A 15,125-nucleotide genomic window follows, 5' to 3' on the forward strand; every position below is an offset into this window, starting at 1 on the left:
TCGGGTGCGGCTCCGGATGCTCCGGTGCCCGGAGCGGAGCGCCCATGGGACTGCTGATCTACCCCGGCGGCATCGAGGCCGACTTCGAGGACCGCCTGCTGGCGCACCTCGAGATCGTCATCACGGCCAAGCTGCGCCGCGACGAGTCGTTCGCGTTCTCGTGGACGCAGACGCAGGACACGGGGGGCGGGCGGATGAAGATCTGGCTGCACCCGTCGGTGCCGCTGTCGTACAAGTTCTTCGGCGGTCGCCAGCCGGCGATCAACCGCGCGTGGGTCGACGCGCTGATGGTGTCGGCGAGCTCGCAGTCGGGCTTGCAGGTCGTGGCCGAGCCCGACCAGCAGAGCTGACACCGCCGCCTCACCCGCCCTCGCTCCCCCGCTGATCGAGCAGCGCGCGGAGCGCGCGCCTCGAGATCCGCTGCGCCCCCGCCTCAGCCCTTCGGCTCGGGCAGCACGCGCAGCCCGGCCGGCGACAGCGCCGAGCGCAGCAGCAGGTCGATCCACGCGCGGTTGAGCGGCTCGCCGCCCGCGGAGTCGTAGCTGAAGTAGAGCGACGAGCTCTTCGAGACCCAGATGCTGCCGTGGCGTCCGCGGTCCGGAGTCGCGACGTCCTCGCCGACGTCGGGCTCGCCGTCCCAGTGGAACGAGAAGCTCTCGTTGCGGCGCAGCTTCGAGATGATGACCGCCTCGACGTGCCGCAGCGCCCGGTCCTCGACCTCGACGGCCGGAGCGACTCCGTAGATCAACTGGCCCATCGTCTTCCCTCTCGCCGATCAAGAGATCATCCCACGCAGGCGGCCGGGCGGGGGTCCGTCGGCGTCCGCATGACTGTGCTCGCTCCCAGCCGCGCACAGTCGAATTGACGCAGGTGGGTTACCTTGCACCGTCTTGACGGTTGCTGAGCACCTCCGCAGACTGGGAGCGCACACAGTTCAAAGGAGAACCTGCCGAACCGATCCGGCTCGAGCATGCGCAGAGCGCGCGACTCGGGCCCCGCGAGCGCCTCGAGCGCCACCGCCTCCCCGCCCGACCGGGCCCCTCGCCGCTCCGCTCCCGTGTGCGCACCGGAGCGGCGACGGACCCCGTGGCGGGCGCACCACCACGAAAGGACACGCATGTCTGCACGCACCAGGAGGACCGCCGGCACCGCCGCCGTGGCCGCGGTCTCCACCCTCCTCGGCACCTTCGCCGGGATCGGGGCGACCAGCGCCTCGGCGGCGGAGGGCCCGGTCGACGCCGGGATCTTCGTCGAGAAGGTCGACGGCCTCCCCGCCGACTTCATCAAGGGCGCCGACATCTCGAGCATCCTGTCGCTCGAAGAGAGCGGAGTCGTCTTCCGCGACGAGACGGGCCAGGAGGCCGACGTCTTCGAGGTCCTCGCCGAGGAGGGCGTCACGTCCGTCCGCGTCCGGGTCTGGAACGACCCGTTCGACGCCGAGGGCAACGGCTACGGCGGAGGCGACGTCGACGTCGACCGCGCGATCGAGATCGGCGAGCGCGCCACGGCCGCCGGGCTGGGCCTGCTCGTCGACTTCCACTACTCCGACTTCTGGGCCGACCCCGGCCGCCAGCTCGCGCCGAAGGCCTGGGCGGGTCTCGCCGCTCCGGAGCTCACCACCGCCCTGCACGACTACACGGCCGAGTCGCTCCAGCGTTTCGAGGACGCCGGAGTCGACGTCGACATGGTGCAGATCGGCAACGAGACGAACAACGGCATGGCCGGGTACACCCGTGCCGCGACCGACATGGACGCGACCCTCGCCGGGCTCTTCTCGGCCGGCAGCTCCGCGGTCCGCGAGGTGCTGCCGGAGGCGCAGGTCGCGGTGCACTTCACCAACCCCGAGACCCCGGGCCGCTACTCCGCCATCGCCGCGGGCCTGGACCGCTTCGACGTCGACTACGACGTCTTCGCGAGCTCGTACTACCCGTTCTGGCACGGCAGCCCCGAGAACCTCACCGCCTCGCTGTCGCAGATCGCCGACGCCTACGGCAAGAAGGTCATGGTCGCCGAGACCTCCTGGGCGCACACCCTCGAGGACGGCGACGGCTACCCGAACGTGATCGGCGAGGGCACCGCGACCGACGAGTACCCGATCAGCGTGCAGGGCCAGGCCACGGCGCTGCGCGACGTGATCGCCGCGGTCCACGCCGTCGGCGACGCGGGCATCGGCGTCTACTACTGGGAGCCGGCCTGGCTGCCCGTCGGACCCGCGAGCGATGTCGAGCGGAACCGCGTGCTCTGGGAGCGCGACGGCTCCGGCTGGGCCACGAGCTTCGCCGCCCCCTACGACCCCGTGCACGTGGGCGACGACTTCGGCGGCTCCGGCTGGGACAACCAGGCCCTCTTCGCCGCCGACGGCACGCCGCTGGAGTCGCTGAGCACCTTCCGCTACGTCGACACCGGAGCGGTCGCACCCCGCGCCGTCACCGGAGTGGACGCGGTCGAGCTGACCGTCGTCGACGGCGAGCCCGTCGTGCTGCCCGCCACCGTGTCGGTGAACTTCAACGACGGCTCCGTCGAGACTCCCGCGGTGACGTGGAGCGGAGCGGCGTCCTGGATCCGCGGACCCGGCGAGTACACGATCCCCGGCCGCACGGCCACGGGGCTCGACGTCTCGGCGACCGTCGTGGTCGTCGCTCCGAACCTCGTGCAGAACCCCGGCTTCGAGGACGCGGACACGTCCGCGTGGACCTTCACGGGCCCCGCCGCGCGCACGCAGACCGGTGACGCCGCCGAGGGCGACTTCGCGGTCACCTTCTGGAACGGCACCGACTACACGACGTCGGCGAGCCAGGCGCTGACCGGCGTGCCGGCCGGCGCGTACACGCTCCAGGCGACGACGCAGGGCACCAACAGCCCCGCGACCGACGTGCGCACCCTCAGCGCGACCACCTCCGCGGGCACGACGAGCGCCCCGCTGGTGCTCACCACCTGGAGCTCCTTCTCGACGACGACGGTCCCCGTCGTCGTCGGCGAGGACGGCGTGGTCGAGATCGCCGCCGAGTTCGCGCTGACCGGCGGAGCGTGGGGCGTCCTGGACGACGTCCGCCTCGTCGCCGACATCGCGGAGTCGACGGCCGACACCACCGCCCTCGCGGCGGCCCTCGCCGAGGCCGACGCCGTCGACCGCGCCGCGTGGACCGAGGAGTCGCTCGCGCGCCTGGACGAGAGCCGCGCGATCGCCGCGGTCGTGCTCGCCGGATCCGCCGCGACGCAGGAGGACGTGGACGCCGCCGAGCGCGGACTCCGCGACTCCCTCGACGCTCTCGAGAACGCGCTGCGCGTGAGCCTCGGCGCGACCGTCACCTGCGCGGCCGGCAAGGCCGTGATCTCGGTGAAGGCCGTCAACGGCGGGACCGATCGCGTCGTCCTCTCGGTGCGCACCCCCTACGGCAGCGCGACGCTGCCGTCGCTCGCCGCCGGGAAGACCGCGTCGATGACGGTGCCGACTCCGCTCCGCGCGGTCCCGGCCGTCTCGCTCACGGTCGACGCGCGCGGCACGGTCGCCGGCGAGCCGGCCTCCGCCGCGATCCCGGTCGAGTCGGCGGCGACGCGCTGCCGCTGACCCCGCGGTGAGTTCCCGCGAGATGCCGCTCCGGTACGCGACACGCCGTCGAAGGCGTACCGGAGTGGCATCTCGCGCCCTCGCGCCCTCGCGCGCGGAGCCCTCAGCCCGAGTGCGTCGTCACCAGGAGGTAGCGCGCCGCGCCCACGGCGTCCACCGGCACGGACCAGCGGTGCGGGCGGAGCGTCTCGATCGTGACCGACTCGCCCGCCGAGACCGTGCGCGAGGCGCCGTCGGCGTAGGTCAGCACGGCGGCCCCCTCGGTCACGAAGACGAACTCCTCGCCCGGATGCGCGAAGTCGACGTCGTCCGACTGCCCCGGCTGCGCGGTGAAGAGGTACGCCTCCGTGCGGCGGCCCGGGCCGCCCGCGACCAGCCGTGCGCGCGGGGCGTGCGGCGCATCGCTCGCGCGCAGGTGCGCCTCCGGGGTCGTGTCGTCGGAGGAGGCGATCGCCGGCACCAGCTCGGCCGGCGGCACCTCGAACGCAGCGGCCAGCGCGTACAGGGTCGACAGGCTCGGCAGCAGCCGGCCGTTCTCGAGCTTCGAGAGGAACGGCTGCGACACCCCGGCCTGCGCGGCGAGCGCCCGCATCGACAGTCCGCGGGCGGTCCGCAGGGCGCGCACGAGGAGGCCGATCTCGGAGGCGAGGGCGGGTGCCTCCGCGGCGTCGTCGCTCATCGGTCCTCCGGAGTGGTGCGTCGTGCGGCGCGCGAGCTGCGCACTTGCGGCGGATGATTACCGCTGGTTATCATCGCCCTGTTGATAACGCGAGGTTATCAGCCCTCCGATCGGGAGCATCCGATCGCCATCGAAGGGCAGCACCGTGACCAAGCAGATCTTCCTCGGCGCGTTCGAGGAGTTCACGCCGAACTTCATCAGCAACGCCTGGCACCACCCCCGCGGAGACACGAGCGGCTTCGCCACCCTCGAGTACTGGCAGGACCTCGCGCGCAGGCTCGAGGACGCCGGCTTCGACTTCCTCTTCCTCGCCGAGGCCCTGGGCTACCCGATGAGCGGCGACGACGTGCCCGAGGTCGTGATCCGCGAGGCCGTGCAGGTGCCCGTGCACGATCCGCTCGCCCTCGTCAGCGGGCTCGCCGCCACCGTCGACCGCCTCGGCTTCGTCGTCACCGCCTCCACCACCGCGCAGCAGCCCTACCTCAACGCGCGCACCTTCACCACGCTGGACCACCTGACCAAGGGCCGCATCGCCTGGAACATCGTCACCTCCGACAACCAGGTCGCGCTCACGAAGCTCCTCGGGCACGACGGAGTCACGCCCCACGACGAGCGCTACCGCCGCGCCACCGAGTTCGTCGAGCTGTGCCTGAGGCTCTGGGAGGGCGCGTGGGAGGACGACGCCGTCGTCTACGACAAGGCCACCCGCACCTTCGCGGACCCGGCCAAGGTGCACCGCATCACCCACGAGGGCGAGTACTTCCGCTACGACGGCTACTTCCCCGCGATCCCGTCGGTGCAGCGCACGCCGCTCCTGCTGCAGGCGGGCACCTCCTCCGCCGGCCGTGCCTTCGCGGGCCGGTACGGCGAGTGCGTCTTCATCCAGGACCGAGACCTCGGCAAGGCGGCGGCGACGGTCGCCGACCTGCGCTCGAGGGCGGAGTCGAACGGACGCGACCCGCGCGACATCACGGTCATCCCCTCCGTCTCGATCATCGTCGGCGAGACCGAGGAGGACGCGCTGCGCCTCCGGGCCGAGCTCGACGCGACCCCGTCGCGCGAGGCTGCCGCCGCCCTGTTCATGGGCTGGAGCGGAGTCGATCTGATGTCGTTCCCGCTCGATGCGACCCTCGCCGAGGTGACGACCGAGGTCGGGCAGACGATGCTCGCGATGTTCCAGCAGCCCGAGTACAGCCCGACCGTCGCCGAGATCCTCGACGTGATCACGTCCTCGATCGGAGGCATGCGCGTCACCGGCACCGCGGAGTCGGTCGCCGATCAGCTGCAGGAGATCGTCGACCGCACGGACGTCGACGGCTTCCTGATCGAGTACACCTACGGCTCGTGGGAGACGTACCGCGACTTCGCCGAGCAGGTGATGCCGCTGCTGCGCGAGCGCGGGATGCTGCCCGAGACGCCCCGCTCCGGATCGATGCGCGAGCGGATCCTCGGCCAAGCGGTGCCGACGCTGCCCGCCGGGCACCCCGGCTCGGCCTTCCGCGTCGGCACCCCGCGATGACCCTCGTGGCGGCCCCGGTCCACCTCGCGGTGCCGGCCCCCGTCGCCGCCGTCGCCGCCCTGGTCGACGGCGAGCCGGTCGGGATGGTCGTGGCCACCCTCGCGCTCGGCGTGAGCTTCGACCCGCCGCTCTGCACGATCGCGGTGCAGCGCTCGTCCTCGACGTGGCCGCAGCTGGCGGGATCCGAGCGGCTGGGCGTCTCGGTCCTCGGTGCGGATCAGGACGCCGCGGTCCTGCGGCTCGCCTCCCGCGACCGTGCGGGGAGGTTCGCGGCCATCGGCTGGACGGCGTCCCCTCTCGGAGCGGTCTCGATCGACGGCGCCGTGCTCGATCTCGAGTGCTCGATCGAGCAGGTGCACGACGCGGGCGACCACCTGCTCGTGGTGCTGCGCGTGCTCGACGGGCGGCACGACTCCGCCCGGGACGCGCTGCTGGCCCGCGACCGCCGCTTCGGCCGCTACGTCGAGTCGGCCTGAGCGAGGCCGGACGCGAGGGGCCCCGGATACGAGGGACACCCGGGCATGCGGAAGCCCCGGGCGCCGAAGCGCCTCGGGGCTTCTGCGGGGTCCGGAGTCAGCCGGACGGGTTCTCGACCGGGTCGCCCTCGGGGTCGGTCGCGGTCTCGGGGTCGACGGTGTCCGGATCGACGGTCTCGGTGTCGGGAGCGTCGGGCGTGGTCTTGTCTGTCATCGGATCCTCCTTGCGGTCGTGTCGGATCGTGCGGTCCGGGTTCCACGCTACGGCGCGGGCTCCGGAGCCCGCGCCCCCGTTGACGGAGGGGGTGGCCGGGTGCGACGCGAGCGCTCGGCTGCGGGGGTCGTGCGCCTCGGCGCGGTCGAGCGCCGCCGCGAGGGCCAGCGCTCCGGCATCGGCTGCGCGGGTGACGACCCGGTGCCTCAGGGCGCGGACCGACGAGCGGAGGAGGCGGAGCATCCGACCATCCTCGCCGGGTGGTGCTCCCGCCCGGCGTTCCGCGCCAGCGTCCGCGCCAGCGCTCGTGCCAGCAACGCGCCCCTTCCGCAAGGCCTGGAGCGCGAGTGGGCGGATTCGTAGTGTCGACAGGACCGAGCCGAGGAGCGCCACCTGATGATCCGAACCACCGTCACGATCGACGGCAAGACCTACGGGCTCTCGCAGGGGGCCGATGTGACCGGTCTGAAGGCGTCGACGACCGAGGCCTCGCGGGCGGGCGGCGGCATGGTCGACTTCGTCGTGGTGGGCAACCGGCAGGTCAGCGCGCTCGTCTCGCCCGGCGTCCCCGTGATCTTCGAGGACGTCGAGGTGCCCGACGACGATCGCGACACCGGCGACGTGCAGGAGCCGTGGGACGACATCGACTACCTCGACTGACGCGCTTCCCGGGGGTCCGCCCCGGGTCCCGAGCGCCTGAGGGGTGCCGCCGGCTCGACCCGGCGCCTCTCGGGCACCTCCCGGTGGCGCGGAGGGGCGCCTACTCGGCGCCCTCCGCCTCGGCCAGTTCGCCCTCGACCAGGGCCGACGCGGCCGCGGCGAGCGACGAGCGCACAGCGTCCTCCGGGATCGAGAGGATCGCGGCGATCTCCTCCATGTCGTGGCGGCCGGTGTGGCGCAGCAGCCAGCACTGCCGCTGGAGGGTGGGCAGGGCGTGCAGGCGGCGGTGGAATCCCGAGCGCAGGAGGTCCTCCTCGCGGAGGCGCGGGGCGGCGCCGATCTCGAGCGCCGGCTCGCTGCGCTCCAGACCCGCCCGGCCGATCTCGGTGCGGGCGAACTCGAGAGCCGACGCCTCGTCGACGACCTTCGGAGAGCCGCTGCGCAGGGTGACCACGGCGTTCTGCAGGGCCGCTCCGGCCGCCCCCTCCGACAGAGTGAGCCGGTACGCGTATGCGTAGAGGCCGGATCCGCGCGAGGCGAGCACGCGTCCGACGAGCAGCTCGCGCTGCTGCTGGGCCTGCGTCCTGCCGACGGCCGCCACGGGCCCCTCGTACGCGTTCACGGTCGCTCCTCGGATCGTCGTGACCCGTCGTGGGGTCACGACCACCGATCGTAGAGCGGAGAGAACGACCGTTCTACCCTTGACTTCTGCGAGTTCTTTCATGCAGGCGCATGGAGAACGAGTGCCTGGGTGGAGCGGCGGAGGTGGTCAGTCGCGCGCGCTGAGGATGCAGAACTCGTTCCCCTCGGGGTCGGCGAGCACCACCCACGACTGCTCGCCCTGTCCCACGTCGACGCGGGTGGCGCCCTTCCCGAGCAGCCGCTCGACCTCGGCGTCCTGGTCGTCCGGCACGAAGTCCAGGTGCAGGCGGTTCTTCACGCTCTTGCGCTCGGGCACGTCGAGGAACAGCAGGCTCGGCCCGCGACCCGACGGAGCGAGCAGCTCGATGCCCTCGTCGTCCTCGTCCACGACGTCCCAGCCGAGCGCCTCCTGCCACCAGTGGCCGAGTGCGCGGAAGTCGGTGCAGTCGATGATGATCTCTTCGAGTCGGAGGCCCATGACTCGACGCTATTCGCCGCTCCGGCCGTCGCGGAAGCCCTTGCCGTGCGGCGGTCCCGACCTGGTCGTGCCGATCCGGACCGCACCCATCGTGCCGTTCCGGCAACGGAACTCGCCCCGTGCGCCAGCGCGCGGCATCCTCGTCTCCGAGGGAAGGGACCGCCGTGACCACTGCACGCGACCACTGGGAGGCGCGCTACGCCGACTCCGACCGCATCTGGTCGGGCCGGCCCAACGCCTCGCTCGTCGACCTCGTCCACGCGCTCCCTCCGGGCCGCGCCCTCGACCTCGGCTGCGGCGAGGGCGGCGACGCGCTCTGGCTCGCCGAGCAGGGCTGGAGCGTCACCGGCCTCGACCTCTCCGAGACGGCGCTCGGACGGGCTCGGGCGGAGGCGGAGCGCCGCGGCCTGGTCGTCGACCTCCGACAGGCCGACCTCGGTGCCGAGTGGCCCGTCGACGGCCTGTTCGATCTGGTCTGCGCGAGCTTCCTGCACTCGATGGTCGAGCTGCCGCGCACCGCGATCCTCCGTCGTGCCGCGACGCAGGTCGCCCCCGGCGGCCGGTTCGCGATCGTGACGCACGCCGCTGCCCCGCCGTGGAGCGCGCACCGGCACGCGCTGCAGCACCTGCCCTCGCCCGAGGAGGAGCTCTCGGAGCTCGCCCTCGACCCGGGCGACTGGATCGAGCGCGAGGTCGGCACCCGCGAGCGCTCCGCCGCCGGACCGGACGGCCACGACGCGGTGCTGCTCGACGGGGTGATCCTGCTGGAGCGCCGCGCTCGGTAGCGTGGCGGCACACCCACCACCAGGAGGCACCGTTGCCGCTCGACCCGTACCTCGCCGCCCGCGTGCCGCTGCTCGAGGGCGTCCTCGACCCGGCCGACCCGGAGCAGGCGGCCCGCCTCGCCGAGTTCGCCGTCGATCCCGCGCCCTGGTCGCTCCCCGAGGGAGTGGTCGTCTCGGACACCGCGGTCGACGGCCCGCACGGACCCGTCCCGCTCCGCGTCTACGAGCCCGCCGAGCCGACCGACCGGGCGCTGCTCTGGGTGCACGGCGGCGGATTCGGGGCGGGCGACCTCGACATGCAGGAGTCGCACGTCGTGTCGGCCGAGCTGGCCGGCCGCGCCGGAGCCCGCGTGGTCTCGGTCGGCTACCGGCTGGCGAGCGCGAGCGTCCGCTACCCCGTTCCGCTCGACGACGTCCACGCCGCCTGGCGGCACCTGCGGAGCGCGACCCCGGAGGCGCTCCCCGTCGCGATCGGCGGAGCCAGCGCCGGCGCCGCACTCGCCCTCGCCACGGCCCTGCGCGAGCGCGACGCCGGAGCGACGGCGCCCGATCACGTGCTGCTCGCCTACCCCTTCGCGCACTTCCCGAACCCGGGCGTCGACGACGACCTGGCCCGCGAGCTCCTGGCGCTGCCCGCGGCGATGCGCTTCCCGACCTCGAGCATCGAGTCGATGGTGCGCAACTACGTCGGCCGGATCTCGGACCTCCCCGTCGACGCGCTGCCCGGAGCCGCACCGCTGGCCGGCCTCCCGCCGGTCACCGTGATGGTGAGCGAGTTCGACGAGCTGCGCGGCTCCGCCGAGCTCCTCCTGCGTCAGCTGGCGGAGGCGGGTGTCGCCGCGACCGGGTACCTCGCGGCGGGCATGCCCCACGGCCACCTGAACCGCACCCCCTCGCTGCCCGAGGTCGACCGCTCGCTCGCCGTCTTCGCGGCGCAGCTGCGCGCGCTCGGCTGAGCGCGCGCGAATGCGCGAGCGGCGCGATGAGGTCCCCGAACCCGCCCTCGGCGTCCGGCCAGCACATGGTGATGAGGTGTCCTGTCTGCACGGTCACCGGTCCTCGGTGCTGGGCTGAGGAGTGACGGCCGGAGCCGTGACGCTGCCCACCGCGTCGACAGAGGGCCGGATGAACCGCCGGCCCGACGGTGCGTGCTCGCTCCGGGTGCGCCTACCGACTCACCGCGCTGCGCATCAGAGGATCAGCTCGGCCTCCCAGTTGGTGCGCTGGATCGAGGCGTCGAGGTCGCGCAGCTCGCGGGCGATCTCGTCGGCCCGCGTCCGCAGCTCCTTCACGGGCAGGGCCGACAGCCGGCGCAGCTCGCTGCGCATCTGCCGGTTGCCCCAGGATCCGGCCGCCGCATCGGCGGCCCGGACGAGGATGCCGTGGTGCGAGCGCAGGGTCTCGCGCCGCGCGAGGGCGGCGGTGAGCGTCGCTCCATCGGGCGTCGGCGTCGTCGTGTTGGTGACGTTGATGGCCGTGACGAGCCCCTCGAGGGCCGCCAGGGCGCGCGTGCACTCGGCGAGCAGCTCGGCCGGATCCTCGGACGGGGCCTCGCCCTCCTGGTAGGACGCGTTCGCGACGATCCGCGACTGGAGGGCCTCGATCCGCTTCTGCAGGTCGGCGCGCTCGAGGAGGGCTTCGGCGAGTCCCATGCTCGAAGCGTCCCACAGGGTGCCGACATCCGTCCCGACCCGGATACGCTCCGGCGTCTAGGCTGCGACCGTGCCGCTGCAGAATCACCCGGGTGATGTCGAGTTCCCCGTCCGTCCCCGACTGCGGTTCGCGCGGCTCGCGGAGCAGCGCCGTCGCTCGCGGGGCGGCGGGAGCGTCCGGCGAGCCCTCCTCCTCACGGCCGGAGCCGTGCCGTTCGGCGTCGTCGGATTCGTGGTCGGACTGCTGCAGAGCTCGGACGACGACCCGGCCTTCCCCTTCTTCACCTTCGCGGTCGGCCTCGCGCTCGGCCTGGCCGCCGGCTCGATCGTCTTCACGGTCCGCGACGCGGGCGCTCCCCGTCGCGAGCAGCTGTCGTACCTCGCCCACGCGGGCGCCGCCGCGCCGACTCCGCGGCAGCAGCAGCTGCTCGCACTCGACGCGATCAGCGACTTCTCGTTCGGCGGGTGGAACTCGTCGCTCGCCTTCCAGCCGACCTGGGCCGAGCTGCCCCAGCCGCTCCGGGCCCGCTTCTCGGACGGGGCGAAGGGGTCGCCCTGGAGCGAGCTGCCGATCCCGCCGCTGAGCGAGCAGCGCGCCGCGCTCGACCGCGACTTCCGCATCGCCTCGGCCGAGGACGTCGAGCTGTTCGTCGCCGACGTGCTCGCCACGGGTCCGCTCTCGGCCCGCTTCGCCGAGGTGTCGGCGTCGGAGGAGGCCGAGCGGATGCGCTCCCGCGTCTCGGCGCTCACCGGCGAGAGCGAGTTCCACCTGCTCGAGCGGGCCCAGCCGATCGGCGGGCGGCCGCCCGTCCTGCTCCTGGCGGGTGACGCCGAGCGCACGATCGGAGCGATCCGCTACGCCTACGTCGCCGGTTACCTGCCCGCCGAGCGCGCCTGGCAGCTCCTCGCGAGCGTCGGCGATCGGGTCTTCGAGCAGTACGACGGCTGGGACGACTACCGGCGCGACGCCGCGGTCGCCATCGCGTTCCGCACCGACTCGCTGAGCGCCGTGCAGCAGTACCACCGGCTGCGCTCGGAGCTCGCCGCGTCGTCGTGGCCCGCCGCGTCGCTGCCGTACCCGCGCTGACCCGTACCCGCGCTGACCCGGCCCGCGCCGACCCGGCCGGTCACGCCTCCGATCGCGGCGCCCGGACCCCGTCGAGGGCCGCCGCGAGCTCGGACCGCGAGCGCACGCCCAGCCGACGGTAGACGGTGCGCAGCTGCGTCTTCACCGTGTTCACGCTGACTCCCCGCTCCTCGGCGATGTCCGGGAGGGTGGCACCTTGCGCCGCCGAGAACGCGATCTCGCGGTGCGCAGGGCTGAGATCCGGCGCCCGCGGCGCCTCGGAGTCGCGGAGGATCCGCGCGACGTCGTGGTCGCCGAGCGAGGCGAGCTCGTCGGCGACCCGGCGCCGGCGGTCGGCGGGCAGGAGCCCGAGCACGCCGAAGCTCGAGTGGGCGTGCGCGAGGGCGGCCGCCTCCTCGAGCGTGCGCGTGGGGTGCGCCCAGGAGGCGAGCAGCGCGGTGATCAGCACGCGGGGCGACTCCCCGCTGTCGAGGAGGGGCCCGGCGAGGCGCCGGGCCGTGGACTCGTCGCCGCGCAGGTTCGCCGCGAGGGCCTCGGTCGCGGCGGCGATCCTCGCGACGAGCGGGACGGAGTCGTCGATCGGCCGGGCGTCGTCGATCGGCCCGGCCTCGGAGGGTCCTCCGGTGAACGCGTGGATCGCGCGGAGCAGGTCGGACCGTCCGCGACCGCTCCGGGGGCCCGCCGCCGCGAGGGTCGCGTCGACGCGGCGCCGGACCACGTGCGAGGAGAACGGCCGCCCCGCCGCTGCGAACGCCCGCACGAAGTCGACCGCCGGTCCGCGCTCGCCCGCTGCCGCCCCGTCGAGCCCGTCGAGGAGGGAGACGGCGCCCTCGGGGTCGAGGTGATCGATCCTGAGCAGCGCTTCGGCCAGCACGCGGGCGGCGTCGGATCCCGGTGCCCGCAGGATCCCCTCGGTGTCCGGGATCCGGGCGAGCCACGCCGCTGCCGACCCGTTGCGACCGGCGACCGCGTGCAGGTAGGCGGCCGAGCCGGCCGTCGCGGCCGTCATCGCCCTGTGCCCGATCACCGCCGCCCACTCGTGGGCCGAGAGGTGCAGGGCCAGCGCGTCCTCGAGACGGGAGTCCTGCTCGCAGGTGAGCGCCCACTCCTGCAGGATGTCGGGCAGACCGGCCGAGAGGGACGCCTCCTCGATCGGCGAGAGGCTCCTCAGCAGGTCCTGCCCCGACTCCATCAACCGGAAGGCCTCGTCGAGCCGCCCCGTCGCCCGGGCGGCCGAGCCGCGCGCCGCCCAGACGCTGATCCGATCGGCCGGGCCCATCGGCAACGGGAGGGGCCGCCGCCCGGGCGCGGGGTCGATCCACGCGTCTCCGTGCAGCGCGCGTCCGAGCTGCACCATCGCGATGCGCAGCCGCGGGGACCGGTCCATCACCTCCTCCGGCATCCGCTCGAGCGCATCGAGGAGCCCGGCGGGCTCGCTCTGCACCAGGTGCGTCCAGGAGGAGCGGAGCACCTCCTGAACGGCGGTCCAGTCGCCCGCGCCCACCGCCCGCGCCAGCCGGGCCCCGCTGGTGGCGGCCGTCACGAGGACCGCCCGGCCTGCTGCTCCTGCGCGCCGACGGGCGCGTGCTCGTGGGCGGAGCGGGACCGGTGGTGCTCGTCGAGCGCCGCGGCGAGGCGGGCGGGAGCGTCGGCGGTGATCACGGGCAGGAGCTTCCTCGGTGGGTCGTCCTCGCGGGAGTGACGTGTCCGGGGTCGGTGCGAGGAGCGGGGACGGCAGGCGCCCCAGGGTACGGCTGTCGAACCTGTCGGGGCGGTGGCGCGCTCGCTACTGCTCCCGCTGCTCCAGCTGCTCCGGCTCGAGGCGGCGCAGGTCGCGCTGGAGGCGCTGGGAGCGCAGGTAGCCGCTGAGGGCGTGCCCGTGAGCGGGCGGTGTGGAGAGGTCGCCGAGAACCGCGCGAGCCGTGGCGAGGCGCGCCCGCCGGATCTCGTTGAAGACCGTCGTGCCGTTCGCCGCGAACACCCGCTGGAGGGTGCGCTTGGGCACGCCGAGGCGTTCCGAGACCTCGTGCACCGACAACCCGGCGTCGGTCGACATCGCGGCGATCAGGGCGAGGGCGCGCGTGTGCACCGTCTCGGTCCGCTCCCGCGGGAGGGAGGTGGCGAGGACGGCTCCCGTGAGCTGCTCGACCGCTGCGCGCACGAGGGGGAAGGCGGGCGACTCGGCGTCGAGCGCCGAGCCGAACGTCGCGTTGACGGTCGAGAGCAGGATGCCGCGACCCGCGCCGTCCGCCTCCGTGACGAGGGCGCCGGTGTCGTCCCAGTCGAGGAGGCCGAGCATCGGGCTCTCGAGCGCGATCTCGATGCGCGCGCTCGGGGCGTCGGTCACGATCGTGAAGGAGTGGCTGCGGCGGAGGAACGCGATGCATCCGACGCGCACGAGCACCTCGAGCGCCGACGGGTCGTCGGGCTGCACGACGATCTCGCCCTCGAGAGGGATGAGCAGGCGGACTCCCGATCCCGCGGGAGCGGTGCGGTGGAGCCTGCCGGGGGTGTGCCAGACGCGCATGACGTCGAAGGAGCCGCTCCGGAGGACGTCGGCGACGACGCGCAGCGGACCGGAGGGCCTCGCCTCCAGCCCCAGGCGACCGAGCCAGATCCTCGCGTCCTGGTCCCGGCGGGTGACGCCCCGCTCGATGGTCGTCCGTTCGACCGGCCTGCTGTCCACGGTGGTGCCTTCCTGTCGGCCGTCCGGGCGGCGCGACAGGCGCAACACTGCACCCGGGGGAGCGGGTGCCGAGCGGATTTCACCCGTCGCGGACCGGGAAATCACCCGCTCGCCGCTCCGAGCCAGGTCTTCGAGTCGACGGACCCTCACTTCGGGTCACGGCACGGGTCGCAGCACGGGCCGCAACCCGAACGGGGCGGTCACCGGACCCGCGGCGGCCGCTCCCGTTCCACCGTGACGCGCACCTGGGCGCGCCCGCTGACGGGGGCGCCGTCCGCCCCGGTGCCGCGGACGACGATCGTGTTGAGGAGGGTCCTCGCGCGCGGGAGCACTCTCGCCGTGTACCGCGCCACGGCGACGAAACCGGCGCCCGGCTCCATGCGCCCGTCCGGCCCGGCCAGGACGATCGGTGCGGCGTCGTACTCGAGATCGGTGTCGACCCCGTCCGAGAAGCCGCCCTGGAGGAGGTGCAGGTCGTGCAGCGGACCGGCGGTGTCGTTGCGGACGTGGAGCCAGAAGACCAGGACCAGCGCGTCCGCACCCCGGGCGGGTGCCCCGCCGGAGTGCGAGACGGAGAGATCGAGGTGCAGGCGGGGAACGGGGCGACCGGGAGCGGCCGTGCCGCCGGGCGGCGCCGCGAGGATCGAGGACGGGGGCATGGGGGTCTCCTCGGGTGGAC

At 73.8% G+C, this 15,125-nt stretch carries 18 protein-coding genes; 8 read left to right on the forward strand and 10 right to left on the reverse strand.

Going from position 1 to position 15,125, the window contains the following annotated elements:
- Window positions 1-44 precede the first annotated feature (44 nt).
- Entirely contained in the window at window positions 45-350 is a 306-nt protein-coding gene (locus tag NB037_RS10290; RefSeq protein ID WP_251945564.1) for a DUF7882 family protein, read from the forward strand.
- 83 nt (window positions 351-433) lie between these two features.
- Here NB037_RS10290 and NB037_RS10295 read toward each other — a convergent pair whose 3' ends face one another.
- Window positions 434-757, reverse strand: a complete 324-nt coding sequence (locus NB037_RS10295; RefSeq protein WP_251945565.1) for a DUF7882 family protein — start codon at window positions 755-757, stop codon at window positions 434-436.
- A 360-nt stretch (window positions 758-1,117) separates the two neighbouring features.
- Between NB037_RS10295 and NB037_RS10300 the strand changes: the two genes are divergently transcribed.
- On the forward strand, window positions 1,118-3,568 hold the full coding sequence (locus NB037_RS10300; protein WP_251945566.1) for a glycosyl hydrolase 53 family protein: 2,451 nt from the start codon (window positions 1,118-1,120) through the stop codon (window positions 3,566-3,568).
- 103 nt (window positions 3,569-3,671) lie between these two features.
- Here NB037_RS10300 and NB037_RS10305 read toward each other — a convergent pair whose 3' ends face one another.
- Window positions 3,672-4,247 carry a helix-turn-helix domain-containing protein gene (locus tag NB037_RS10305; protein ID WP_251945567.1) on the reverse strand — a complete coding sequence of 192 codons (576 nt, stop codon included), beginning with the start codon at window positions 4,245-4,247 and terminating at the stop codon, window positions 3,672-3,674.
- A gap of 145 nt (window positions 4,248-4,392) precedes the next feature.
- Here NB037_RS10305 and NB037_RS10310 point away from each other — a divergent pair, with 145 nt between their 5' ends.
- Both NB037_RS10310 and NB037_RS10315 read left to right on the forward strand, forming a co-directional pair.
- The gene (locus NB037_RS10310; protein WP_251945568.1) at window positions 4,393-5,766 is read left to right on the forward strand and encodes an NtaA/DmoA family FMN-dependent monooxygenase; all 1,374 of its coding nucleotides are present in this window, start codon (window positions 4,393-4,395) and stop codon (window positions 5,764-5,766) included.
- Window positions 5,763-6,242 carry a flavin reductase family protein gene (locus tag NB037_RS10315; RefSeq protein WP_251945569.1) on the forward strand — a complete coding sequence of 160 codons (480 nt, stop codon included), beginning with the start codon at window positions 5,763-5,765 and terminating at the stop codon, window positions 6,240-6,242. The genes NB037_RS10310 and NB037_RS10315 overlap by 4 nt, the downstream gene beginning before the upstream one ends.
- Window positions 6,243-6,339: 97 nt before the next feature.
- Here the strand turns inward: NB037_RS10315 and NB037_RS10320 are convergent, their stop codons facing one another.
- Entirely contained in the window at window positions 6,340-6,699 is a 360-nt protein-coding gene (locus NB037_RS10320; protein WP_251945570.1) for a hypothetical protein, read from the reverse strand.
- Window positions 6,700-6,852: 153 nt separating this feature from the next.
- Here NB037_RS10320 and NB037_RS10325 point away from each other — a divergent pair, with 153 nt between their 5' ends.
- A complete protein-coding gene (locus tag NB037_RS10325; protein ID WP_251945571.1) occupies window positions 6,853-7,116 on the forward strand; it encodes a hypothetical protein in 264 nt (87 codons plus the stop codon).
- Window positions 7,117-7,216: 100 nt separating this feature from the next.
- On the opposite strand, the gene NB037_RS10330 is transcribed toward NB037_RS10325, so the two are convergent.
- Together NB037_RS10330 and NB037_RS10335 are read right to left on the reverse strand one after the other, a co-directional pair.
- Window positions 7,217-7,777 carry an RNA polymerase sigma factor gene (locus tag NB037_RS10330; RefSeq protein WP_251945572.1) on the reverse strand — a complete coding sequence of 187 codons (561 nt, stop codon included), beginning with the start codon at window positions 7,775-7,777 and terminating at the stop codon, window positions 7,217-7,219.
- A gap of 108 nt (window positions 7,778-7,885) precedes the next feature.
- Window positions 7,886-8,236 carry a VOC family protein gene (locus NB037_RS10335; RefSeq protein WP_251945573.1) on the reverse strand — a complete coding sequence of 117 codons (351 nt, stop codon included), beginning with the start codon at window positions 8,234-8,236 and terminating at the stop codon, window positions 7,886-7,888.
- 164 nt (window positions 8,237-8,400) lie between these two features.
- Between NB037_RS10335 and NB037_RS10340 the strand changes: the two genes are divergently transcribed.
- Together NB037_RS10340 and NB037_RS10345 are read left to right on the forward strand one after the other, a co-directional pair.
- Window positions 8,401-9,021, forward strand: coding sequence for a class I SAM-dependent methyltransferase (locus NB037_RS10340; protein WP_251945574.1), 621 nt, complete (start codon window positions 8,401-8,403; stop codon window positions 9,019-9,021).
- A gap of 32 nt (window positions 9,022-9,053) precedes the next feature.
- On the forward strand, window positions 9,054-9,977 hold the full coding sequence (locus NB037_RS10345) for an alpha/beta hydrolase (protein ID WP_251945575.1): 924 nt from the start codon (window positions 9,054-9,056) through the stop codon (window positions 9,975-9,977).
- Between the two features lie 234 nt (window positions 9,978-10,211).
- On the opposite strand, the gene NB037_RS10350 is transcribed toward NB037_RS10345, so the two are convergent.
- Entirely contained in the window at window positions 10,212-10,673 is a 462-nt protein-coding gene (locus NB037_RS10350) for a DIP1984 family protein (RefSeq protein ID WP_251945576.1), read from the reverse strand.
- A gap of 70 nt (window positions 10,674-10,743) precedes the next feature.
- On the opposite strand from NB037_RS10350, the gene NB037_RS10355 reads away from it, so the two are divergent.
- Window positions 10,744-11,760 (forward strand): DUF1266 domain-containing protein, encoded by a 1,017-nt coding sequence (locus tag NB037_RS10355; RefSeq protein ID WP_251945577.1) that lies wholly within the window; start codon window positions 10,744-10,746, stop codon window positions 11,758-11,760.
- Between the two features lie 40 nt (window positions 11,761-11,800).
- On the opposite strand, the gene NB037_RS19885 is transcribed toward NB037_RS10355, so the two are convergent.
- From NB037_RS19885 to NB037_RS10370, 4 genes are all read right to left on the reverse strand, one after another.
- On the reverse strand, window positions 11,801-13,303 hold the full coding sequence (locus tag NB037_RS19885; RefSeq protein WP_251945578.1) for a helix-turn-helix transcriptional regulator: 1,503 nt from the start codon (window positions 13,301-13,303) through the stop codon (window positions 11,801-11,803).
- Complete coding sequence (locus tag NB037_RS19570; protein WP_279308785.1) at window positions 13,300-13,422, reverse strand: hypothetical protein; 123 nt, start codon at window positions 13,420-13,422, stop codon at window positions 13,300-13,302. Before NB037_RS19570 ends, NB037_RS19885 begins: the two co-directional genes overlap by 4 nt.
- 124 nt (window positions 13,423-13,546) lie before the next feature.
- Entirely contained in the window at window positions 13,547-14,446 is a 900-nt protein-coding gene (locus NB037_RS10365) for a hypothetical protein (RefSeq protein ID WP_251945579.1), read from the reverse strand.
- A 200-nt stretch (window positions 14,447-14,646) separates the two neighbouring features.
- A partial coding sequence (locus NB037_RS10370; RefSeq protein ID WP_251945580.1) for a hypothetical protein occupies window positions 14,647-15,125 on the reverse strand: 479 nt, incomplete at its 5' end.

The sequence above is a fragment of the Rathayibacter rubneri genome (assembly GCF_023743255.1).
Taxonomy (GTDB): Bacteria; Actinomycetota; Actinomycetes; order Actinomycetales; family Microbacteriaceae; genus Rathayibacter; species Rathayibacter rubneri.

Excerpts from the sequence above, each read along its gene's own strand:
- NB037_RS10305 (WP_251945567.1), bottom strand. The coding sequence starts at position 4,247 with ATGAGCGACGACGCCGCGGAGGCACCCGCCCTCGCCTCCGAGATCGGC.
- NB037_RS10335 (WP_251945573.1), bottom strand. The coding sequence starts at position 8,236 with ATGGGCCTCCGACTCGAAGAGATCATCATCGACTGCACCGACTTCCGC.
- NB037_RS10300 (WP_251945566.1), top strand. The coding sequence starts at position 1,118 with ATGTCTGCACGCACCAGGAGGACCGCCGGCACCGCCGCCGTGGCCGCG.
- NB037_RS10295 (WP_251945565.1), bottom strand. The coding sequence starts at position 757 with ATGGGCCAGTTGATCTACGGAGTCGCTCCGGCCGTCGAGGTCGAGGAC.
- NB037_RS10350 (WP_251945576.1), bottom strand. The coding sequence starts at position 10,673 with ATGGGACTCGCCGAAGCCCTCCTCGAGCGCGCCGACCTGCAGAAGCGG.
- NB037_RS10290 (WP_251945564.1), top strand. The coding sequence starts at position 45 with ATGGGACTGCTGATCTACCCCGGCGGCATCGAGGCCGACTTCGAGGAC.
- NB037_RS10315 (WP_251945569.1), top strand. The coding sequence starts at position 5,763 with ATGACCCTCGTGGCGGCCCCGGTCCACCTCGCGGTGCCGGCCCCCGTC.
- NB037_RS10325 (WP_251945571.1), top strand. The coding sequence starts at position 6,853 with ATGATCCGAACCACCGTCACGATCGACGGCAAGACCTACGGGCTCTCG.
- NB037_RS10320 (WP_251945570.1), bottom strand. The coding sequence starts at position 6,699 with ATGCTCCGCCTCCTCCGCTCGTCGGTCCGCGCCCTGAGGCACCGGGTC.